Here is a 24,264-nt window from a genome sequence, read left to right on the forward strand (position 1 = left end):
TTTTAACCCTCCATTAAAAAATTAATGAATCTTCCTTTTAACTGCATAAACATCTTCTACACTTTTCAAAGTTTCCATAATTCTTTCTAACTGAACAATATCTTTCACACCAACTGAAACATCCATCGTAGCAATTTTATTATTATCAACTCGCCCATTCACTGAACTTAATTGTTTAGTTGTATTATTCAATGATTGTAAAATATCATTTAAAAGGCCAGAACGGTTATAACCTTGAATTTCTAAATCTGATTGATAAATACCTTTATCATCCATGAGCGTATCCCATTTAACATTAATAATACGTTCCCCAGATTCTTCAGATTTTGCAACATTAGGACATTCAACTCGATGAACTGAGACGCCGCGACCTTTAGTAATATAACCAATCACATCATCTCCTGGAATTGGATTACAACAATGACTTAATCGAACGAGCAAATTATCAACACCATCAATCACAATACCACCATCATGACTACTTTTATGGTCCTTATCAGCAGTTTCAGGTTTTTTAATTGCTTTATGATCTTCAAGAATTGCCTTTTGTTCATTAACTTGTCGAACTTCTTCTTCCTTAGAACGAATATCTTCAGTTAATGTATTAGCAGTCCCAAGCGTTGCAATTTCGCCAAATCCAATTGCGGCATACAAGTCATCTGCTTCAGTTAATTGTTTCTTATCCAAAAGGCGTTTCATATTTTCTTTTGTAATCACTTTTTTGGGATCAAATCCTAAATCAATTAATTGATTTGTCAATAATTCTTCGCCTTTTGACACATTAGCAACACGATCTTGTAGTTTAAAGAAACGTTTAATTTTGTTACGTGCTTTATTTGTATGCACCAAATTAACCCAATCACGACTTGGTCCCATCGAACTTTTACTTGTTAAAATATCAACAATATCGCCATTTTTCACTTGATAATCTAGTGGGACAATTTTTCCATTCACTTTTGCGCCTGTTGTATGATGACCAATTTCAGTATGAATACTATAAGCCATATCAAGTGGACCAGCGCCCTTAGGCAGTTCAAAAACATCGCCTTTGGGTGTAAAGACGTAAACACGGTCACCGAAAATATCACCTTTAACACTTTCCATAAAGTCGGAAGCATCATCCGTTTCATCTTGTAATTCAATAATTTCTTTAAACCAATTTAATTTTGAACCGGCATCATCTTGTTGAACTTTTTCTTTTACGCCTTCTTTATAAGCCCAATGTGCTGCAACACCAAACTCAGCTATTTCATGCATTTCTTTTGTTCTAATTTGAACTTCAAAGGGCCGACCTTCCGGCCCAACAACTGTTGTATGCAAAGATTGATACAAATTAGCCTTAGGAATTGCAATATAATCTTTAAATCGACCTGGCATTGGCTTCCATCTTGAATGGATTGCCCCCAGAACGGCATAACAATCCTTAATCGAACCAACAATTACTCGGACAGCCAAAAGATCATAAATTTGAGAAAATTGTTTGTGCTGATCTTTCATCTTTTTATAAACAGAATATAAATGTTTTGGCCGTCCGTAAATCTCACTTGACACTTTCAAATCACTAATAGAAACTTTAATTTCTTCAATCGCACCCGAAATATATTCTTCACGTTCTTCACGTTTAGAATTCATCAAATGGACAATCCGATAGTATTGTTGTGGATTCAAATAACGTAATGCACTATCTTCTAATTCCCATTTAATGGTGCTAATACCCAAACGATCTGCTAATGGTGCATAAATTTCCAACGTTTCATTCGCAATTCGACGTTGCTTATCTGGACGTAAATGCTTTAATGTACGCATATTATGCAATCTATCAGCTAATTTCACAATAATAACACGTAAATCTTTAGACATGGCTAAAAGTAATTTACGGTGATTTTCAGCTAACTGTTCTTGATGAGATTTATATTGAATTTGTCCCAATTTAGTAACACCATCGACAATAACCTCAACATCTTTGCCAAAAAGTTCACCAACATCCCCTAAGGTTACCGGTGTATCTTCAACAACATCATGTAAAAATCCTGCACTTACCGTCTCAGGATCCATTTTTAATTCTGCAAGAATACCAGCAACTTGTATCGGATGCATAATGTAGGGCTCACCAGATTTACGATATTGATTCTTATGAACATACGTAGCAAAATCACATGCCTTTTGTACAAACTTAACATGTTCTTCATTCATATAGCTTTCGACGATTTCCAAGACGTCTCTGGCACTCCACATTTCTTCTTTTGTCATACCTAAGCACCTCTTTTTGTATAAAATAAAAGTACGCGATTACATAGTGCAGTCTGCGTACTCCTGTATTTATAAAACTTTCGTATTAATTTTTTGAAATTCCCCATGTTAATAATGATAAGCAAAGATAAATAATGGCAAAATAAATCGTCACGCCTTGAAATAAGTGACATAAGACCCCAATCGCAAAAATAATTGGAAAATAAAAGTTAAAAATTAATCCATGACTATTCATGCCAACTATCACACCAATAATCATAGAAAAAATCACATTTACGACAAATAAAGAGACACCAATTTTCACGACATCATTCGCATTTGCCAAAGTCAATATCATTGGAACTACAATTCCAATAGCAACACTAACAGCTAAATACCATCCAGAAGTCATACTCCATACTTTTTTCAAAAAAATTTCCTCATTTCGTTTTCTTCTGTTTTTATTTTAACTTAATTCACTAAAAAAGGAAAGACTCGCTAACAGGTATAATGGCGCCGTTTCAGCACGTAAAATTCTAGGTCCTAACCCTACTTTTTTATAACCAGCAACAGACATTTTATCGATTTCTGCTTCAGAAATACCACCTTCTGAACCAAATAGTGCAATCATCTTTTGACCAGGTTGAATCGAATCAAATGATTTTTTTAATTGACTAACTTCACCCTGCTTAGCTGACTCTTCATAGGCAACAATCTGAATATCATACGATTGCTGAAGCACCTGTTCAATCTTATTGGCATATGATACCGTTGGAATCATTGTTCGATGGGATTGTTCTGCAGCACCTTTAGCAATTTTTTGCAATCGCTCAATTTTTTTAACCTGCTTTTTAGGGTCCCATTTAGCAACAGAAAAATCACTATTAAAAAATACAAAATTATCTGCACCCATTTCAGTTCCCTTTTGAACAATCCAATCGGCTTTATCTTTCTTTGAAAGAGCTGATGCAATTGTCACGTTAATTGGTAATTCAACTCGTGTTTCTACTGTTTTTTGATAATCAAAACTAGCAGAATCATCTGTAACTTGTACTAATTTTGCAACGACAACTTCCCGTGATTGCTTGACTAGCTCCACTTGATCACCAACTGCTAAACGCATTACTTTAATGGCATGATGAAAATCTTCATCTGTTAAAATTAACTCATCAGATTTTAAAAAATATCTTTGCATCCTTGCTACCTAACCTTCCAAATCCTTTTTAACTGCAATAATTGAGAACCAATCACCCTGATTTAAAACTTGTTGTATTTCAAATCCACCATCTAATAAGGATGTCTTAATTAAGTTAACTTTATCTGCGATGATTCCAGACGTCACAAAATAACCGCCTGGATTTAAGCTTTTTTCTGCTTGTGGAATCAAAGGAACAATAATTTCAGATAAAATATTTGCTACAATTAAATCAACTTTCTTATCGATGCCATTCAATAAATCGTTAGCTGCGACATGAATATCATCCGCAATTGGATTTAAATTAAAATTTAAAATCGCAGCATCTACTGCAATATCATCTAAATCATAGGCATCAATATGACCGACGCCTAAGTATTTGGCAGCAATGCTTAAAACACCTGAACCTGTTCCAACATCAATCATAGATTCATTTCCGCGAATCACTTGTTCTAACGCTGTTAGCGCTAATCGCGTAGTTGGATGGGTTCCTGTCCCAAACGCTTTTCCAGGATCTAGACGAATCACTTTTTCATCAGATTGAACGGTTTGATAGTTCTCCCAACTTGGCACAATTGTTAAGAAACGAGTCACTCTAACTGGATGGTAATATTGTTGCCATTCTAGACCCCAACCTTGATCATCAACTTCAGTTAACTCAATCACACCTTTACCAGGATTAAGGCCAAAATCAACTAACCGATTAACACGACTTTGGATAGTCGGTACTATTTCAGGCATAAAAATAGTTTCAGGGAAGAACGCAGAAATTTTGGCTCCTTCAACCTGGTGCTCAACTGATTCAAAATCATAACTAGCTGATTCATCCTGTCTTAATTTTTCAAAATCCTTTGAGTCATCAATTTGGACACCCTCAGCGCCACTTTCAATTAAAATATTTGAAACTGCTTCTACAGCCTCACTACTCGTTAAGACACTTAATTCTGTCCACTTCAAATTGAAATCCTCCTAAAATTTTGGATAGACTAAACGCATACTTTTTTGTGTACTTTGCGCTTTTTGAATTTTTTCAAAATCACTAGTTGACCAATCTAATTCAAAGAAATTAGCGTCATCATCATTCAAAAAGTCTAATAAATCGCTTTGCCCATTATCTAGCACAATCTGTAAATAGTTAATAAAAGCTGACCCCTCTGAACGTTCCCAGCCAGATTTTCCTTGGAATGGTAACGTTGTTAGATAATCACTTTCAACTTCCTTTGGATCAAAGCGTTCCTCATCATATAATAATATTGCGTCTCCAAATGAAATAATTGGTAATTCCGAGTTAACACCCTCAATATCAAGGATTGCTTGTTGCGATTTATTTTCAGCATAAAATGTCAAATCCACCGTAAACGTATGCTCTTTTTTCTGCCAATCCAACACAATATCACCATCAAAGTCAATACTTGGTAATTCTTTCTTTAAGTAATCAAACAATGTCTCTTGTGCCATATCGTCACCCCATATTTAAATTAATTTTAAATGCGCTAAATATTGTTTCGTTCTTTATTGTTTATTATAAAGCATTGTACCCATTCATGCATTAATTATAGAGGTAAACGATAACAATTTATTGATTTTTTTGGTAAACTAAAGGTATCAAAATATTGGGGAGGTTTTATTTTATGGGAAGAAAGAAAATGATTTTGGATTTAGATACTGGTATTGATGATGCTATGGCTATTGCTTATGCACTTGCAAGTGATGAAATTGATTTAATAGGTATTGTCGGCTCATACGGTAACTTACAAATGTTAGAGGGTGTCCAAAATAGTTTGGACCTACTTTCGTTATTAGGACGCGCTAACATCCCTGTTTATCTTGGTGAGAAGCATTCAATTACAACCGAATCTTTCGATACTATGCAAATTAGTCAAGAAATTCATGGTATGAATGGTATAGGCGACGTAACCATCCCATCATCAAATCAGTCATATGCTTCAGAGTCAGGTATTGATTTTATGATTAATTCTGCAAAAAAATTTCAGTCAGATTTAATTATCGTCCCTACTGGCCCACTAACTAATTTATCATTGGCCATCAAGAAAGCACCCGAAATTGAAAAATTAATTGGTAAGGTTGTTTTAATGGGTGGCGCACTTACTATCCCTGGAAATGTAACCGCTGTTGCCGAAGCAAATATTAATCAAGATCCTGAAGCTGCTAATGCCGTTTTCCAAAGCAAATTGCCACTTACAATGGTAGGTCTTGATGTCACACTTAAAACACTTTTAACAAAAAAAGAGACACAACAATGGCGTGAACTTAACACGCCATCAGGTCGTGCCTTTGCAGATATTGTTGACTATTATATTGAAGCTTATGCAAACTTAAAAACAAATTTAGACGGCTGTGCCCTACATGATCCCCTTGCCGTAGCCGTTGCAATCGATCCCTCTCTCATTACTGCTCTACCAATTAATATGAAAGTTGATACAAAACCACCTTTCAATGGTCGAACAATTGGTGATGAAACACGATTAGATTCAAGCAAGGCCACTACAAATGTTGCCGTAGCCGTTGAAACCAAAAGATTTTTATCAACATTCATGACAAGATTATCAACATTATTCTCAGAAAATTAAATTCAATGAGGTTCACTTATGTTATATCTGGGTCCAGTCATTATTTTTATCTGGTTCATCCTTACAACCATTATTTATATTTCTATAACGATGAAAACTAACCATCGCCAATTTTCATATACATCATTATTTTTTGGTTCATTATCCTGGGAGAAAAATAGTCGAAATTGGTTGTTAATCCTAGGCTTATTTTCACTCATCTGTTTGAACCCTATTACAGATACATTTACCTTTTTTATACTATTTGGCGGCTACATTATTATTTTGGCATGTTTAAATTTATTATTACACCTTAGTAACCGTCGGCAAAATTTTTTAGCACTTATTTTTTCAATCTTATTAATTGGCTTAGCATTCTATCTATTCTTATTCACTTTTAAATAAGGGAAAATAATTGCTTTAAAGTCTTTTAAAGAAGATAATGTAAACGCTAACTAAGATTATTTATCAGAACTATTATCCACAATAATATTTATTTAAGGAGTTTATTATGCCACATATAATTGGTGTTGATATTGGAACAACAAGTACAAAAGCAGTTTTATACGATCTTAAAGGAACAGTGATTGCGTATGCTAATATTGGTTACCCACTCTACCAAGAAGAAAACGGTATGGCTGAACAAGATCCTAAAGAAATTTATGCTGCCGTAACCAAAGCAATTGCTCAAGTTAATACAAAAGCAAACTTAAATCCTACTGATTTAAAAGGGGTTTCTTTTTCTGCTGCCATGCACAGTTTAATACTACTCGATAAAAATCATAACCTCTTAACTCGTTCAATCACTTGGGCTGATAATAGAGCTAGTAAATGGAGTGACGATTTAAACGAATCAGGCATTGGCCATGAGCTCTACCTTAAGACTGGAACGCCTATTCACCCGATGTCACCCTTATCAAAATTAATTTGGTTAAAGAATGAAAAACCAGATTTATTTAATCAAGCGGCCTATTTTGTCGGAATTAAAGATTATATTTTATACCAATTGTTCGATCGTCTTGTGATTGATCATTCATTGGCATCCGCAACTGGATTATTTAATATCTTTAATTTAGATTGGGATGAACAAGCCTTATCTGTTGCTGGCGTTACCCCTGATCAATTACCAGAACTAGTTGAAACAACCTATCAACTCTCGGGATTGAATGAACAATTTGCTAAAGCAACTGGTATTCAACGTGATGTTCCCTTTATTGTTGGTGCAAGTGATGGTGTACTCTCAAATCTTGGTGTTAATGCGATTGATCCAGGTGTTGCAGCTGTTACCATCGGTACAAGTGGTGCTGTCAGAATGGTTATTGATCATCCTGTAACAGATTCCAAAGGCAGATTATTCTGTTATGCTCTTACCAAAAATAAATGGGTCATTGGTGGACCCGTTAATAATGGTGGTATCGTCTTCCGTTGGCTTAGAGACGAAATATTTACGCCTGAAAAAATTACAGCTGAACAAATGCAAATTGATCCCTATGAGGTTATTACTCAGATTGCAGAAAAAGTACCTGCTGGTTCAGATGGCTTACTTTTCCATCCCTACCTTGGTGGTGAACGAGCACCACTTTGGGATGCAGATGCTAGAGGTTCTTTCTTTGGCTTAACACGCCAACACACACGTGCCCACATGGCTCGTGCTGTTCTTGAAGGAATCGTCTTCAATTTAGATATGGTTATGCTAGCATTAGAAGAAGTTGCTGGGAGTCCTACAAGAATCCAAGCAACTGGTGGCTTCGCTCGGTCTTCGTTATGGCGTCAATTATTAGCTGATATTTTTGAACAAGAAGTCACAATTCCTGAGAGTTTCGAAAGCTCTTGTCTTGGTGCAGCTGTCTTAGGCATGCAAAGTTTACATTTAATTGCTGATTTATCTGCCGTTGAAAATATGATTGGCTCAATGCATGTTCATAAACCACAAAAAGAAAATTTTGAAGTATATCGTGAACTGTTGCCTATCTTTATTCGATTAAGTCGATCATTAAGTTCTGAATATAAAAATATTGCTGATTTCCAACGAAAACATTACCATCAAATCTAGCATTATCGGAGGAAAGTTATTATGCCACTTTTAATTGTATTTATCGGGATTCTTTTTTTACTTTTACTAATTATTAAATTTAAACTAAATACTTTTGTTTCATTAATTATCACATCGTTTGTTGTTGCCATCAGCTTAGGGATGCCATTAGATAAAATCACAGCTTCTATTGAAAATGGTATCGGCAGTCAATTAGGTCATTTATCCTTAGTTTTTGGTTTCGGTGCTATGCTTGGGAAACTAGTTGCTGATTCAGGTGGTGCTTACCGAATTGCTACAACATTAATTAATCGATTTGGTCGAAAATGGATTCAATTAGCAGTTGTTTTAGCATCATTCATTATTGGTATTGCCCTCTTTTTCGAAGTTGGTATTGTTCTATTAATTCCAATCGTTTTTGCCATCGCAACTGAATTAGGGATCTCTGTCTTGTATCTTGGCATTCCTATGGCAGCTGCACTCTCAGTTACCCATGGCTTTTTACCACCACATCCTGCACCAACAGCAATTGCAGCAGCATTAAATGCTAATGTAGGGATGGTTCTTATTTACGGATTAATATTAGCGGTTCCTGTGACGTTAATTGCAGGCCCCCTTTTCGCTATGGTTGCCAAAAAATATATTCCTTCAGCATTTAAGCAAAAAGGAAATTTAAGTGCACTAGGTACCCAAAAAGAATTCAAACTTGAAGAAACTCCTAGTTTTGCAATCAGTACGTTAACATCATTATTTCCTGTTGTTATCATGGCTATCTCAACGTTCTACGATATGATTGTTAATAAAGGAATCACACCGAAAAATCCCAACTCAGTAGATTCATTTTTCATGTTCATTGGCTCTCCTGGTGTTGCTATGCTTCTCTCACTTTTATTTGCCATTTATTCGATGGGTATCGCACGTAAAATCCCTGTCAAAGAAATTATGTCATCCCTTGAGGTTGCTGTTAAACAAATCGCAATGTTACTTTTAATTATCGGTGGTGGTGGCGCATTTAAACAAGTTCTTGTTGATGGTGGTGTCGCAGATGTCATATCAAAGATGTTTGAATCTTCTTCATTATCACCCCTATTGTTAGGTTGGTTAATCGCAGCCCTTCTAAGAGTTTCTCTCGGATCCGCAACGGTTGCTGCTTTAACAGCGGCTGGCCTAGTTAGTGGTTTAATGTCAGGTACGGGCGTTGATCCAGCGTTGATGGTTATTGCCATTGGTTCTGGTAGTTTAATTGCTTCTCACGTTAATGATGCAGGTTTCTGGATGATCAAAGAATATTTTGATTTAACCGTTAAAGAAACATTGGCCACATGGACAGTCTTGGAAACAGTGGTTTCCGTTTCAGGACTCGCTGGCGTTATGATTATTAATTTATTCGTATAAATAAGTAAAAGCTAAATTATATAAAATAATTTAGCTTTTTTATTATGTTGTTAAATTCTGACATGTGTTAAAATAGAGACCATTCTAAAAGAAGTCATCGGAGGTTTAGTTATGGATTCTCTATTTGCTATATTATTATTGCTTAGTGGCGTGGTTATCGCAAATGTGATTGCCATCAAGTTTCCCAAAGTTCCCCAAGCATTTTATCAGATTGGTATTGGATTAGGTTTATCTTTATTGCCAAATTTTCAACATTTTGAATTAAAGCCAGAACTATTTTTTATACTAATTGTCGCACCACTTATTTTTAATGAAGCTCAAAATACATCTAGACGCTCATTAGCTAAAAATATTTTAGTCACACTTTCATTGGCAATTGTTTTAGTTGGTGCAACCATTATTGTCACTGGGTTTTTAGCCCACACTATTCTCCCAGCTCTTTCGCTCACCTTAGCATTTGCATTAGCAGCAATTGTTACTCCAACGGATACAGTTGCGGTTTCTTCAGTAACAAAAAATTTACCGATTCCTGAATCTACAATGAATATATTAGAAAATGAATCATTATTTAATGATGCGTCTGGTATTGTTGGTCTTAGTTTGGCATTAACTGCCTTCAGTTCTGGCACATTTTCTATAAATGAAGGTTTAAGTGCCTTTAGCCTATCTTTTTTTGGTGGCCTTTTTATTGGTGCATTACTAGGGCTAGTGTTTGTTAGAATAAGATTAACCTTACTAAGCTGGCATATTGAAGATACGGCTGTGATGATTCCTATCGAACTCATCACACCTTTTCTAATTTATTTCGTATCTGAAGAACTAGGTTGTTCCGGTATTCTAGCCGTTGTTGCTGCAGGTTTAATTCATGGCGTTCAAAAAGATCGTCTACGTTTATCTTCGACTAAATTACAATTTGTATCAAGTAGTCTTTGGAAAGTGCTGACAGATGCTTTGAATGGTTTCGTGTTCGTCGTTTTAGGATTAACATTACCAACTGTTACATCAGATTTATTAAAAAACTCAGGATCCAATGCATTAATTTTATTTGCCATTAGTATCGGCATTTACTTTATTATGACGTTAATGCGTCTTCTCTGGTCTCATTTCTTATTAAAAACGCCTTCATTAAAAGATGATTTTACCTTTGCATTAAGTGGTATTCATGGAACAATTACACTATCAATGGCATATTCATTACCTTTAACGACAAATTCAGGGTCTGTATTCCCAATGAGAAATGAAATCATTTTTATATCTGCACTCGTCATTTTAATTAGCATGTTGGTTCCAACCTTTCTATTACCCCATCTCATTCCGAAAAAGAACGAAATTACTATTTTAGAAAATATTGGTCAAATTCGTTCTCAAATGGTTGTCTACACAGTTGAACAGCTTAATGTTACGAATCTGCCCAGTCCAGAACGACAAACAGTCATTGAAACACTATACAATCAACAAAACTTTTTAAAACGACCTGAAAGAAGTAAATTTTTTGAATTAATAGAAAAAACGCAAGAAATTGAAGAAAATGTGCTACATGAACTATTAGTCAGCGGCCAAGTTTCTGAAAAAATGGGGATTTGGTACGAAAAATACCTAGAAACAACCTATCAATCAACACGTGGGTTTTCACTTAAAAATTTAATCATGCATTTATTTTTTTATTTCCTTCGTTTTTTTAAAAGTCATACGATTAAGAAACGTAAAAAGATACTTTCTCAAATTACTGAGGAACAAAAAAAGGCATTTAAGAACTATTATGGGACATCCGGAGAGAATACTAGAGCAGAATTTAATTTAATGGAGGCATCTGGTTACCAAGCGGCGATTACTTATCTAACCTCTGTTACAACAAGTGAAAATTCAATGACCGTTACAATGGTTAGACAATTTTTGTCAATCCGTCACCGACGATCGTCCGCAACTGAAACTCAACTTGTTTTACAAAATAATATCTTTATAAGCGCATTTCAATTAGAATATAATTTTGTTCAACTTCAATTGGAACAAAATTTGATTAATCCTACGACGGCTAATCTGTTGAGGGAACAAATTTCTTATGATGAAATGGTCTATATACAAAATAACGAAGCCTTTTCATCATAAAAAACCGGCAACCAGATTTTGGCACTGAGTCTATAATACAATATAAAAAAGCATTTCATGAGTTAAGATTGGTATGATTAATCTTAACTTGAGGTGCTTTTTAATTTAACTAAACAAACGGTTCAAACGTTCTGTTAATCCTTACAGATTATATGAAAATTTAGTAGTTTTCAATTGGCACGTTAGCGAATCTATAAAATGATTAACTACTGATATTACTTATTTACCATTGGGAGAATCGACACAGTATTTATGTTCAATAATAGAAAATAACTTATTTATAACACTACAATAGTAATCAGATGTGTTAATTACAGCTGGATAGATTTTGCTTCCCAAACCATTTATATCTTTCTCAATACAAAATTCTTCTGTAAAAGTAATATTTTTATCTTTTAAATCAAGTACCGTTCAGATGCAATTATTTGCACGCGACACATATTTCTATTTTTTTATAAAAAAAAGCATGAGTGAATTTCTTCACCCACACCAAAAATTATACAGTCAAACGTTTCCATTTCAAAAATACCGGTATGCCCGTAAGAAATCAGAATTTTTAGCGTTATATTTTATAAAATAAATTACGTATTATCCATCTAAATAAACACTTTTGATATATTTTGACTTGCTTAAATAACTATAAAAATAGCGTTTTAAGAGACTTTTGCGAGCTATATTATCCTCAATTTCTACATCAAACTATATTCAAATTGATTCTAACTCTTTTTGTAGCGTTTTAATCATTCTTGCAGATCCGTAACAAATCTCTCCATTTTTTAATAAAATTTCTTTTTTCTTAAAATCAACTTCTTGAATGTTATTAATATTTACTACAAAAGAATTATGACAACGAATAAAAAATCCATGTTCTTTTTCTATCTCTTTTAACTTTCCATAAAACTCCACCTGCCTATTATCCATATGAAGAACTATTTTATGCAACCTAGAAGATTCAAAAAACATAATTTCATTGTAGTCAACACTGATAATTTTATCATCAATTTTTTGAACAAATTTTCTATTCGTACCTTTATTTTTTGTTTGTTTTCTTTCATTAACTACTTGTAAACAACTGACAATCCTTGATTGTACTTCAGCAAAATTATCTTTAAAAATAAAATCCATGGCAGCTACCTTATAAATAAAATTCAAATAAGTCATTTCAGAATGTGTTGTTATAAACACAATATCTCCTGTTGGATCTTTTTTTCTAATTTCAGCTCCAAGGTTAATTCCATTCATTTTATGTTTCAAATCAATATCTAATAAATATAAGCCTTCTTTATCACTTTCCTCTAAGTATGCTAATACTTCTTCTGGATTAGCAGTTGCAAGAGCTAGTCGCATATCTAAATTTTCAATCATAATATAGTTAGTTATATATTTAACTATCTTTTCTCGTTGCTCTTTTTGATCTTCACAAACAAAAATATCAAGCATTATAGTCCCTCACTTTATTATTTTTATTTCTTGTTTAAATTGCCCACGTTCGATATGGGTATCTAATTGAACATTTCTTTCATTCTTTAGAATTTCCTTTAAATTGCTCAAACCTAGTCCACGGTTGTTTCCTTTTGTTGAGAAACCTTTTTCAAAATATTTGAAAAGCTTGTGCCCTTCGTCTCTAAACGTATTCCACACAATAAATGATACTGACTGTTCGAATACAATAATCCCTACTCGGACTTCAGTATTTGAACTCTCAGTTGCGGCCTCTATCGCATTATCTAATAGAATACCAACACATCGACAAAGCGATACACTATCCATATTTACATGATAAATTGCATTAGTACATTCAAATGTAATATCTAATTCCTGTTCTTGTGCAGTTAATACCTTTGATGAAATCAAACTTTTCAACTCAGGAATCTTAATATTAGAGAGATCTCGCAATTTAAAATCATTAATCTTAATTTCTTGACTAACACGCATAATATTGTTATTAAAATAATTTTCTAATGAATCAATGTCACGATTAACAATATATTCTGACATTGATGATAAAATATTAATATAGTCATGGCGGAAGCGTCGCATATCAGTATAGTTTTTTTCCAGTTGATCTGTATATGACTTCATACTATTCAACTCAACCTCTTTTTCTTTCATTTCAACCCTTTTCCGGAATGCTGCTATCAAAAATAATAAACTTACAATAAACAACAGAAAATAAATAGACAAGTACAATGTGTTTATCATCACTAATGAGCTACTACTGCCCTCTAGTCGAACATATACAATCATAGCAAAATAAATTATACAGGTAAAAAAACTAATAAAGGTTATAATTTTCTTTAACTGTAAATTATCTGTTTCATGATCAATAATTTTAGTGATTGTTCTTTTCCATACAACTATCAATGAGAAACCAATGAGGATTGCAATAACTTGATGTAATAATAAATTTTGGAAGGTCTCAGGATCATGTGAAAATATACTATCAAATTTTAAAATTTTTTCCATAATAAAACTTGTTAGATGATCACCTAAAGTCATACAGATCATTATTACGGACGCAGAATATAAAGCATCTATCCATTTAGTATAAATTTGTTTAAACATAACCATGTTAAAAGAGAATAACAATACTGAACCAAAAATATCTATATATCTATACATAAAAACCATAACTACACTAAAAATTATTCCTACTATTAAATTCCGCGTACTGTAGAATTCCTTTTCCAATAATATACCTGCAAAAACACAATAAAATAAAACTTGTATAACTAAGACTATATTCAATAGAACCCCTCATTTACTGTTTGGTAGTGCTATTATACTATAAATTTTCTACTGGCTATAGAAAATTTTGAGAACAGTTTATCATAGTAATACATACTATTTTTACGTGCTTTTATAATCATTTTCAATTACTCCTTTTTATTATTTAATTTGATAATAACTAAAGAAATAGCAAGAAGAGTCATTGCATACGCAATAGACACTACTGTATCCTGATTAAATTGAAACGTCTGATTCCAAATTGAAACATATACTTTGTTTAAATGATAAATTGGATTTGCATATGAAACATACCTAACAAAATTTGGTAAACTCTCCACTGGTACTGAAAAACCTCCGGTAAACATAACAATTTGAAATAAGATGATAGAAATGACTAATGCCGTTTTCACTTCTTTGAAGTTTGAATAAATTGCATGTGAGTACACCAACATGAACACGTTAACTACTAGCAGGCTGAAATAGGAAACCAAGAAATTTACTATTGAAAGCTGTAAATTATAGAAGAAAATACCAATTATTGTAATAAGAAAGAATCCCGCGCTAGCTATAATAAAAGATTTTGCAATACTCGACAATAGTAAAACTTTATCCGTTATAGGAGTAATAAAAATCCTTTTTTCAATACCTGCAGCTCGATTCATCACTTGATCAAATCCAAATGCAAAAAATACTACAGAAAAACTAATTAGCACAATAAATGATGGCGTATACATCTGTACATAGTTCATTCCTCCGTCATACGTTGCATCGCTAAACATCTGCCCCATTAGAATATAAGTTACAGGCGGCACCACTACTGTAAATACTAGATAAAATAATTCTCTAAAAAACATCTTTAAGTCATATTTGATTTGTGTCAATAACATACCATTTCTCCTATTTCGTTATTTTATCAAGATAAAAACTATTGATTGATTTGTGACCAGATTTTAAGATATTTTCTGGTGTATCAAATACTTCGTTCACACCATTATTAAGAAATAATACTTTATCACAATACATCTCTATTTCATCCATATAATGAGTTGACAAAATAATAGTACTATCATTCTTCTTTATATAATTTGTAATATTTTCCCATAGAAGATTGCGCATATAGGGATCTAAACCTGTTGTAGGCTCATCTAAAATAATCAAGCTAGGTTTTGATAAAAAAGCAATAGCCAAACTAACTCGCTGTTTCCAACCTCCAGATAAATTATCAAAGAAAGTATTTAACTGTTCTCCTAATTCAAATTCTTCAATAATTTCATTTATGTTAACTTTTCCTCCATAATAAGACCTAAAAAGATCAAGTAATTCTTTCACCTTTAATTTTTTATAAAATTGTGTTGGTTGTAAGACTGCAGAGATATTATTTTTAATTTTTCTTAATTTGGCCTGATTAATTTCTTTCAAATTTTCTCCAAATACTATTACCTTACCATCATCGAAATCCTTGATTGTCATTAAAATCTCTAAAAATGTTGATTTACCTGCACCGTTTTTTCCTATTACACCAATAATTTCTCCCTTTTCAGCAGTAAAATCAATTCCTTTTAAAATTTTCTTTTTTCCGTAACTCTTTTCCAACTTTTCTACTCTTACATTATAATTCTGCATGATTCAACCCCCTAGTTAACAATAGTATTATTCAACAACATATTCTTTAAGATCATTTTTAAATTTTGGAAGAACTTCTTCAATATAGAATAATGGTTCATGGCTATTCTCATTTTTTGATTTCGTTAATGAAATGCTTTAGTAAGATTGGTACAGTCATATCAATAAACATTGGTTTCATCCTTGATCCTTGACATATCTATTCTCTTTTTTATTTTTATGTATTCCACCGTTAAATCCAAACAGTTCAGTCACTTCATAATAGCTTTTATCGGAGTAATTTTTCTGAATATACTCTTGATATTATTGATTATTATCAAGATTGATACAAACTAATACTTCCTTATGTACCTTCAACAATAATAGAAATTTCTATTTCCTTCGCTAATCATCCAAACATTAGCATGAACCAAATGTTGATGATGCGGAACAGCTTGTTGAACCACTACTAGCCGTTATTTCTGAAATTACGGATACTTCATCTAAATCTAGCATCTCTACTTCTAAATAAAATTCTTTTTCAATTAGTTTTTTTTCCTCCTCTCTATTTCTATACACATACTATAATACTGCAATACATGCATTACTTTTCTTAATCCATCTTACAAACTATTTTTATACACTTAGATGCACAGAACAATGCTATCAGATGTTCTAATTTCATTCATAACTGTTCACTTTACTAGAATACAATAAAAAATCCTAGTAGAAACATTCGGTTCTATACTTTTGAGTGTTGATGAGAAGTCATCGACACTATTTGATATATAGCAAAAAAAAGCCTAATCACTAAGTGATTAGAACCTTCATAATATTATTCACCAACAATAGTTGACGAAGAGCCATTTTACTTATAATCTGGTTGCCGTTTTTACTTATTTAATACATTATCTTTAATCATACCGCTGGCTTTCATAAACATATAAATCACAATTGGCCCAACAAATGTAAATCCATACTTTTTCATATCTACAGCAATTAATTTAGATAGTTCAGTACTTGTTGGTACCTCATCATGCTCAGTGTAATCATTAATTAAAGGTTTGTTATCAACAAATTTCCATAAATAATTTGAAAAGCTACCATACTCCTTTTGAATAGATAAGATTGCTTGAGCATCATTAATAGTCGCTTTAATTTTACGTTCATTTCTAATCATATTTGTATCCATTAACATTTTTTCAATTTCATCAGGTAAAGTTGCTGCAACTTTACTGATATCATAATTATAAAAATATTTTGCAAAAACATCTTTTTTGCCCGCAATCATTTTCCAATTTAAACCTACCTGAAAAATGCCTATTATCAATAACTGAAATAATTTAGTATCATCATAAGTCGGCGTTCCCCATTGCTCATGATACCAAGTCCAACTTTTATCATTTTCCATTATAGTTTCCCTCATTTGATTTTCTCAATAGCCCATCCAAATTGACTATAATGCTAAAATGATACCTATTTTATTTTTACACCTTTATTTTTTCTTAGATTCCTCTTCTTCATCAATCTTCAAGACAGCCATAAACGCCTCTTGAGGAATTTCAACATTACCAACTTGTTTCATTCGTTTCTTACCCGCTTTTTGTTTTTCCAAAAGCTTCATACGACGTGTTCGATCCCCACCATACAACTTCGCTGTAACATCTTTACGGTATGCTTTAATATTTGTTCTTGCAATAATTTTTTGACCAGCTGCCGCTTGGACCGGAATTTCAAACATTTGACGTGGAATTAACGTCCGTAATTTGTTGACAATTCCTTTTCCGCGTTCAAAAGAGAAGTCTCGATGAACGATAAAGCTCAATGCATCAACGGCTTCACCATTCAACAAGATATCAACTTTAATCAAATCACTAGGACGATAGCCTTCTTCTTCATAATCAAGAGAGGCATATCCACGTGTATTTGATTTTAATTTATCAAAGAAATCAAAAATAATTTCTGATAAAGGCATGTGATAAATAATATTTACACGGAATTCATCTAAATAATCCATCGTGTCAAAGACACCACGTTTTTTCTGACAAAGTTCCATAACTGCACCAACATATTCATTAGGCACCATAATACTTGCTTTAACATAAGGTTCATTAATTTGCTTAATTGATGATGGCTCTGGCATTTCAGAAGGATTAGAAACAATCAACTTCTCACCATCCGTTAAATCAACATGGTAAATAACAGATGGTGCTGTTGTAATCAAATCTAAGCCAGATTCACGCTCTAAACGTTCTTGGACAACGTCCATGTGTAATAACCCTAAGAATCCACAACGGAACCCAAAACCTAAAGCTTGCGACGTCTCTGGTTCAAATTGTAAAGCTGCATCATTTAATTGTAATCTTTCAAGTGCTTCACGCAATTCATTATATTTTGAATTATCAACGGGATATAATCCACAGTAAACCATTGGATTAATAGCTCTATAACCCTCTAACGCTTCAGCTGCCGGATTATCTGCCAATGTCACCGTATCGCCAACTCGTGTATCTCGAATATCTTTAATTGCAGCAGTAATATAACCAACGTCTCCAGCCATTAAGAAATCACGATCAACCGCTTTGGGTGACATCACACCCACTTCTGTGACTTCATATTTTTTCTTACTATTCATTAATTCGATTGTATCGCCTGGCTTAACAACACCATCAACCAATCGAACACTTAGCACAACACCACGATAACTATCATAAATTGAATCAAAAATTAATGCTTTTAATGGTTTCTTTAAGTCACCACTTGGTGCAGGAACTTTTGTCACAATCTGTTCAAGCATCTCTTCAATACCAATTCCTTTTTTAGCACTCGCCAAAACAGCATCAGAAGCATCTAACCCGATAATATCTTCAATTTCTTGTTTAACCATCTCAATATTAGCAGATGGCAAATCAATTTTATTAATAACTGGCAAAATTTCAAGTTCGTCATCAATTGCCAAATAAACATTAGCAAGCGTTTGCGCTTCAACGCCCTGAGCAGCATCTACGACAAGCACAGCTCCCTCACAAGCGGCCAAACTTCTTGAAACTTCATAAGTAAAATCAACATGTCCTGGTGTATCAATTAAATGGAAGATATATGTTTCACCATCTTTAGCAAGATAATGTAATTCAACCGCATTTAATTTAATGGTAATACCACGTTCTCGTTCAAGATCCATTGAGTCCAATAATTGGTTTTTCATTTCACGCTTAGTCACTGTATCAGTCAACTCAAGGATACGATCCGCAAGTGTTGATTTTCCATGATCAATATGTGCCACAATCGAAAAATTACGAATGTGTTTTTGTCTCTCTTGCATTTCTTCAAAATCCATTAATAGCGTCCTACTTTCTTGTTTCTATCTCTTTTGATTATAACAATCAACTCTGCTAAACACAATTGTAGTTCGTATACAAAAAAAGATAGACTCATCCGGCAAGACGATTCTATCTTTTATTTGGTTATTTTTTACCTTTAAATTGATCTTTTAGCTTATCGAATAAATTGCCTTCGCCAACAACATTTTTACCACTGGCTGTAGCAAATTCTTTTAAAGCTTCTTTTTGTTCTTTTTTAAGATTGCGAGGTGTTTCAATATTAACGGTAACTTGTTGATCACCATTACCTTTACCGTGTAATTTAGGCGCACCCTTATCACGTAATCTAAATGTTGTCCCTGTCTGAGTTCCAGCAGGAATTTTCATTTTAACATCACCATGAACGGTTTCGACAGTTACTTCGTCACCCAATGCAGCTTGGACAAAGCTAATTGGGACATCGATATAAATCTCAGAACCTTCACGATCAAACTTACCACTAGCTTGTACTCTAAAGATAATGTACAAGTCTCCATAAGGTCCGTTATTTTCACCGGCCTCACCTTGTCCTTGTAAGCGCATTTGTTGACCATCTTCAACACCTGCAGGAACAGTTACTTTAACTTCATGTCTTTCATCAGTATGACCTGAACCATGACATGTCTCACATTTTTCTTCAATTTCCTTACCAGTACCATGACAAACATCACATTCTTGTTCAGTCATCATATTGCCAAGTGGTGTACGACGTTCAACTTGAATAGTTCCTCGGCCACCACATTTACGACACGTAATTGGAGAAGTTCCAGGTTTTGCCCCAGACCCGCCACAAGTAATACAAAGGCTTTTACGGTTGTATTTAATTGTTGATTCCTTACCAAAGACACCTTCCATAAAGGTTAATGTCATTTCATATTGTAAATCGCGACCTGCACGTGGCGCAGTTGGATCCTGAGAAGCACCACCGCCAAAGAATGAACTGAAAATATCTTCAAATCCACCGCCGCCAAATCCACCTTGTTGTCCTTGACCACCAAATCCTCGGTAGCCACCACCTTGAGCGCCAGCTGAACCATATTGATCATATTCAGCTTTCTTTTGCGGATCACCAACTGTCTCATAAGCTTCAGTAATTTCTTTAAATTTATCTTCTGCACCAGCATCCTTGTTAATATCTGGATGATATTTTTTAGATAACTTACGGTACGCTTTTTTTATTTCTTCAGGTGATGAATCTTTAGTCACACCAAGTACATCATATGGATCTCTGTTCTCTGCCATTCCCGTACCTCCGAATAACCTTTTTGGTTTTTATTGCTCTAAATAGAATACCATGCTTAACATGAAATAAAAAGCCAAAGTCCCAAAGGCCTTTGACTTTCTATCACACTCAAAATTTAGTAAAGATTATTTTTTGTCTTCAGGGTTAACTTCTTCGAAGTCGCCATCAACTGTTTCATCTTTAGGATCTTTAGCTGCGCCTTCAGCACCGGCTTCACCTTGAGCATCTTGTGCTTGTTGATATAATTTAACCGTTAAGTCTTGAACGATTTTATTTAATTCGTCTTTCTTAACTTTCATATCTTCAACGTTGTTATCTTCTTGAGCTTTCTTCAAAGCATCACGAGCATCTTCAGCAGATTTAATTTCTTCTTCAGTTACTTTACCTTTTAATTCTTCTAAAGTTTTATCAACTGAGAATAATAATTGGTCAACTTCATTCTTCAAGTCAACTTCTTCTTTACGTGCTTTATCAGCTTCTTCATTTTCTTTAGCTTCATTAACCATGCGTTCAATTTCGTCTTCTGCAAGACCGCCTGAACTCTTGATTGTAATCTTTTGTTCTTTGTTTGTGCCTAAATCTTTAGCAGAAACATTAACAATACCATTTTTATCAATATCGAATTTAACTTCGATTTGAGGGATTCCACGAGGAGCAGCAGGAATATCGTTTAATTGGAAACGACCCAAGGTCTTGTTATCAGTAGCCATTGGACGTTCACCTTGTAACACATGGATATCAACGGCTGGTTGATTATCAGCAGCTGTAGAGAATGTTTGTGACTTACTTGTTGGAATTGTCGTGTTACGGTCAATTAACTTAGTGAAGACACTACCCATTGTTTCGATACCCAATGAAAGTGGTGTTACATCAAGTAAAACAACATCCTTAACATCACCAGTAATGACACCACCTTGAATTGCAGCACCAAGTGCAACAGCTTCATCAGGGTTAACTGATTGGTTAGGTTTGTGATCTGTTTCTTTTTCAACTAATGCTTGAACAGCTGGGATACGTGTTGAACCACCAACTAAGATAACTTGATCAATATCAGCATTTGTTAAACCAGCATCTTTTAAAGCATTTTGAACTGGAATACGTGTACGTTCAACTAAATCTTGTGTAAGATTATCAAATTGTGCACGTGATAATGTTGCTTCTAAATGTAAAGGTCCAGCAGCACCGGCTGTAATAAATGGTAAGCTAATTTGTGCACTAGTAATCCCAGAGACATCTTTTTTAGCTTTTTCAGCAGCATCTTTAAGACGTTGCATTGCCATTTTATCTTTTGATAAATCAATGCCATTTTCTTTTTTAAAGTTTTCAACTAACCAGTCCATGATTTTTTGATCAAAATCATCGCCACCAAGATGAGTATCACCATTTGTTGATAATACTTCAAAGACACCGTCGCCTAATTCAAGGATAGAAACATCAAATGTACCACCACCTAAATCAAAAACAAGGATTTTTTCATCTTTTTCAGTATTTTCAAGACCGTATGCCAAAGCTGCAGCAGTTGGTTCGTTAACAATACGTTCAACTTCTAAACCAGCAATTTTACCAGCATCTTTTGTAGCTTGACGTTGTGAATCATTAAAGTAAGCAGGAACTGTAATAACAGCTTTGGTTACTGATTCACCCAAGTATGATTCAGAATATTCTTTGATGTATTGTAAGATCATTGCTGAAACTTCTTGAGGTGTATATGATTTACCTTGAATATCAACTTTGTAACCTTCTTCACCCATGTGACGTTTAATTGATGCCACAGTATCAGGGTTTGTAATTGCTTGACGTTTAGCAACTTCACCAACTTGAGTTTCGCCATCTTTAAATGAAACAACAGATGGTGTTGTCCGATTTCCTTCTGGGTTTGTAATAATTTTTGCTTCTTTACCTTCCAAAACAGCAACAGCTGAGTTAGTTGTTCCTAAATCAATTCCAATAATTTTTGCCATAATTTTCTCTACCTCTTCTTATATTATTGAGCGACAACGACCATTGCTGGACGTAACACTCTATCTTTTAATTTGTATCCCTTTTGAAGGACTTGAACAATTGTATCTGCTTTCTGATCATCAGAAGCAGGCACTGTTTGAACAGCTTGATGAACAGTTGGATCAAACATCACATCAGTCGTTTCGATTTCTATAACACCATTATTAGTTAATGCTTTTTGCGCATCTTTGTAAACTAATTCGATACCCTTTTTAAGCTGTTCACTATTTTCAGTATCAACCTCAATAGCCAATGCTCTTTCTAAGTTATCGATAACGGGTAAGACATCCTTAGCTAATGATTGCCCGCTATATTTCAAGAGTTGTTCCTGTTCTTTCTTGAAACGCGTGTTCATGTTTGCCATTTCGGCTTCTGCTCGTAGATATTTATCCTCCATTGCATCCAAACTAACTTGTAATTCAGCTAACTTATCTGCATCAGAAGGTTTTTTACTAAATTTTTCTTTTACTTTATCAGTAACAGAACTTTTTTTATCATTTTGATTAGTTGTTTCATTTGACTGATGTTGTTCTTGTGCAACGTCTTCTTCAACTAAATCTTCTTTGTTATTTTTAACCACACACAACACCCCTTTTCTTATTTATCAAATCGTTGATAATAATCTAATAATTTTTTTGCAAGTTCATCACTAAACGCATCTAGCAATCCAATCATTTTCGAATATGGCATGTTTGCTGGTCCCAATAATGCGATAACACCCTGACCATGGTCACTCACATCATAACTAGCTGATATAAGGCTATAGTTATCAAGTAATTGATTTGTTAGTTCTTCACCAATCTTGATTTGAATGGGTTTACCTTGACTCCCAATTAACTCGCCAATATTCTTATTATTCGATGTATCGACTAAATCGTATAGTGATTTCAATTCATCCACGTTACTATCAGCCGCAAAATCCAATATATTAGATTTGCCACCAACAAAAACTTGTTCACGCGTGGCTTGCTTCAAAATATTACCTAAAACATCTAAAATGCCATCAGGTTGACGCATATAATTGATCAACATCACTGGAATACTTGTCCTTAACTTTTTTGATACCTCAGCTAAAGGCAATCCAATTAATTGATCATTCAACAACCTCGTAACAGCCTCTAAATCGGAGCTATTGATTGAACTAGGAATACCAAATGTTTGATTTTCAACGACACCACTACTCATCACAAGAATAGCCATAATTTGATGGTTACCTAATGGAACCAACCGGAAACCTTCAAGTCGGCTTTCCGCTGTTTCAGGCCGTAATGAAATCGCCGTATAATTTGTTAAATCTGAAAGAATCTTAGTCGATTCCGCAAAAATTTCATCAATCTTTTGAAAGTGAACACCAAGAGAATTCTGAATATTTACTAATTCTGCTGCTGGCACGACCCCAGGTTTAACAATATGATCAACATAATATCGATATCCCAGAAATGACGGAATCCGACCAGAAGAAGAATGCGTTTTTTTAATAAGCCCTTTATTCTCCAAAGCCACCATTTCATTTCTGATTGTTGCTGAACTAACATGCATTGGTAAAAAATCAACAACCGATTTAGAACCAACTGGTTGACCAACCTCTGTGTAAACTCTGACAATTGCTTCTAACACTAACATCTGTCTTTCTGTTAGCATGGTCAATCACCTCTTTTTAGCACTTAACACTATTGAGTGCTAACACAACTATTAATATACTAAATGTTTGGATTATTGTCAAGGAATGCACTCATTTTTTTTAAAAGAAAAATGACTAACTAAATGGACGCCACTTAGTCAGTCATTAGTGCTTATTCATG

The 24,264-nt window shown here is 33.8% G+C and carries 20 protein-coding genes; 4 read left to right on the plus strand and 16 right to left on the minus strand.

Translation table 11 applies throughout. The annotated features are described in order from the left end of the window. Nucleotides 1–21 precede the first annotated feature (21 nt). The 5 genes from ACVPPR_RS04860 to ACVPPR_RS04880 all read right to left on the minus strand — a co-directional run bounded on the left by ACVPPR_RS04860 (nucleotide 22) and on the right by ACVPPR_RS04880 (nucleotide 4,882). Nucleotides 22–2,250, minus strand: a complete 2,229-nt coding sequence (locus ACVPPR_RS04860; protein WP_462296853.1) for a RelA/SpoT family protein — start codon at nucleotides 2,248–2,250, stop codon at nucleotides 22–24. 85 nt (nucleotides 2,251–2,335) lie between these two features. Further along, nucleotides 2,336–2,659, minus strand: a complete 324-nt coding sequence (locus ACVPPR_RS04865; RefSeq protein WP_462296854.1) for a hypothetical protein — start codon at nucleotides 2,657–2,659, stop codon at nucleotides 2,336–2,338. Nucleotides 2,660–2,695: 36 nt separating this feature from the next. Then, nucleotides 2,696–3,424 (minus strand): 16S rRNA (uracil(1498)-N(3))-methyltransferase, encoded by a 729-nt coding sequence (locus ACVPPR_RS04870; RefSeq protein WP_462303775.1) that lies wholly within the window; start codon nucleotides 3,422–3,424, stop codon nucleotides 2,696–2,698. A gap of 9 nt (nucleotides 3,425–3,433) precedes the next feature. Further along, nucleotides 3,434–4,381, minus strand: a complete 948-nt coding sequence (gene prmA / locus ACVPPR_RS04875) for a 50S ribosomal protein L11 methyltransferase (RefSeq protein ID WP_462303776.1) — start codon at nucleotides 4,379–4,381, stop codon at nucleotides 3,434–3,436. Nucleotides 4,382–4,393: 12 nt separating this feature from the next. Then, nucleotides 4,394–4,882 (minus strand): DUF3013 family protein, encoded by a 489-nt coding sequence (locus tag ACVPPR_RS04880; protein WP_462296857.1) that lies wholly within the window; start codon nucleotides 4,880–4,882, stop codon nucleotides 4,394–4,396. 173 nt (nucleotides 4,883–5,055) lie between these two features. On the opposite strand from ACVPPR_RS04880, the gene ACVPPR_RS04885 reads away from it, so the two are divergent. The 4 genes from ACVPPR_RS04885 (at nucleotide 5,056) to ACVPPR_RS04900 (ending at nucleotide 11,527) form a co-directional block, all read left to right on the plus strand. Further along, nucleotides 5,056–6,015 carry a nucleoside hydrolase gene (locus tag ACVPPR_RS04885; protein ID WP_462303777.1) on the plus strand — a complete coding sequence of 320 codons (960 nt, stop codon included), beginning with the start codon at nucleotides 5,056–5,058 and terminating at the stop codon, nucleotides 6,013–6,015. A gap of 490 nt (nucleotides 6,016–6,505) precedes the next feature. Then, the gene (gntK, locus tag ACVPPR_RS04890; protein WP_462303778.1) at nucleotides 6,506–8,047 is read left to right on the plus strand and encodes a gluconokinase; all 1,542 of its coding nucleotides are present in this window, start codon (nucleotides 6,506–6,508) and stop codon (nucleotides 8,045–8,047) included. Nucleotides 8,048–8,068: 21 nt separating this feature from the next. Beyond that, entirely contained in the window at nucleotides 8,069–9,421 is a 1,353-nt protein-coding gene (locus tag ACVPPR_RS04895) for a gluconate:H+ symporter (protein ID WP_462296860.1), read from the plus strand. A 111-nt stretch (nucleotides 9,422–9,532) separates the two neighbouring features. Beyond that, a complete protein-coding gene (locus ACVPPR_RS04900; protein WP_462303779.1) occupies nucleotides 9,533–11,527 on the plus strand; it encodes a cation:proton antiporter in 1,995 nt (664 codons plus the stop codon). A gap of 705 nt (nucleotides 11,528–12,232) precedes the next feature. Here the strand turns inward: ACVPPR_RS04900 and ACVPPR_RS04905 are convergent. The 11 genes from ACVPPR_RS04905 to hrcA form a co-directional block, all read right to left on the minus strand. Continuing rightward, nucleotides 12,233–12,967: a LytR/AlgR family response regulator transcription factor gene (locus ACVPPR_RS04905; RefSeq protein WP_462303780.1), complete on the minus strand. Its 735-nt coding sequence runs from the start codon at nucleotides 12,965–12,967 to the stop codon at nucleotides 12,233–12,235. Between the two features lie 9 nt (nucleotides 12,968–12,976). Continuing rightward, the gene (locus tag ACVPPR_RS04910) at nucleotides 12,977–14,092 is read right to left on the minus strand and encodes a sensor histidine kinase (protein ID WP_462303781.1); all 1,116 of its coding nucleotides are present in this window, start codon (nucleotides 14,090–14,092) and stop codon (nucleotides 12,977–12,979) included. Nucleotides 14,093–14,403: 311 nt separating this feature from the next. Next, nucleotides 14,404–15,144, minus strand: a complete 741-nt coding sequence (locus tag ACVPPR_RS04915) for an ABC transporter permease (RefSeq protein ID WP_462303782.1) — start codon at nucleotides 15,142–15,144, stop codon at nucleotides 14,404–14,406. Between the two features lie 10 nt (nucleotides 15,145–15,154). Next, complete coding sequence (locus ACVPPR_RS04920) at nucleotides 15,155–15,880, minus strand: ABC transporter ATP-binding protein (protein ID WP_462303783.1); 726 nt, start codon at nucleotides 15,878–15,880, stop codon at nucleotides 15,155–15,157. 399 nt (nucleotides 15,881–16,279) lie between these two features. Beyond that, entirely contained in the window at nucleotides 16,280–16,438 is a 159-nt protein-coding gene (locus ACVPPR_RS04925) for a thiazolylpeptide-type bacteriocin (protein ID WP_462303784.1), read from the minus strand. A gap of 313 nt (nucleotides 16,439–16,751) precedes the next feature. Then, nucleotides 16,752–17,270 carry a DNA-3-methyladenine glycosylase I gene (locus tag ACVPPR_RS04930; RefSeq protein ID WP_462296824.1) on the minus strand — a complete coding sequence of 173 codons (519 nt, stop codon included), beginning with the start codon at nucleotides 17,268–17,270 and terminating at the stop codon, nucleotides 16,752–16,754. 84 nt (nucleotides 17,271–17,354) lie between these two features. Then, the gene (gene lepA, locus ACVPPR_RS04935; protein ID WP_462296823.1) at nucleotides 17,355–19,196 is read right to left on the minus strand and encodes a translation elongation factor 4; all 1,842 of its coding nucleotides are present in this window, start codon (nucleotides 19,194–19,196) and stop codon (nucleotides 17,355–17,357) included. A gap of 127 nt (nucleotides 19,197–19,323) precedes the next feature. Next, the gene (dnaJ, locus tag ACVPPR_RS04940; RefSeq protein ID WP_462296822.1) at nucleotides 19,324–20,460 is read right to left on the minus strand and encodes a molecular chaperone DnaJ; all 1,137 of its coding nucleotides are present in this window, start codon (nucleotides 20,458–20,460) and stop codon (nucleotides 19,324–19,326) included. A gap of 126 nt (nucleotides 20,461–20,586) precedes the next feature. After that, nucleotides 20,587–22,422, minus strand: coding sequence for a molecular chaperone DnaK (gene dnaK, locus ACVPPR_RS04945; protein ID WP_462303785.1), 1,836 nt, complete (start codon nucleotides 22,420–22,422; stop codon nucleotides 20,587–20,589). A 23-nt stretch (nucleotides 22,423–22,445) separates the two neighbouring features. After that, entirely contained in the window at nucleotides 22,446–23,042 is a 597-nt protein-coding gene (grpE, locus tag ACVPPR_RS04950) for a nucleotide exchange factor GrpE (RefSeq protein ID WP_462303786.1), read from the minus strand. Between the two features lie 17 nt (nucleotides 23,043–23,059). Further along, the gene (gene hrcA / locus ACVPPR_RS04955; RefSeq protein WP_462296819.1) at nucleotides 23,060–24,103 is read right to left on the minus strand and encodes a heat-inducible transcriptional repressor HrcA; all 1,044 of its coding nucleotides are present in this window, start codon (nucleotides 24,101–24,103) and stop codon (nucleotides 23,060–23,062) included. Between the last annotated feature and the right edge of the window lie 161 nt (nucleotides 24,104–24,264).

The sequence above is a fragment of the Dellaglioa sp. L3N genome (assembly GCF_054941095.1).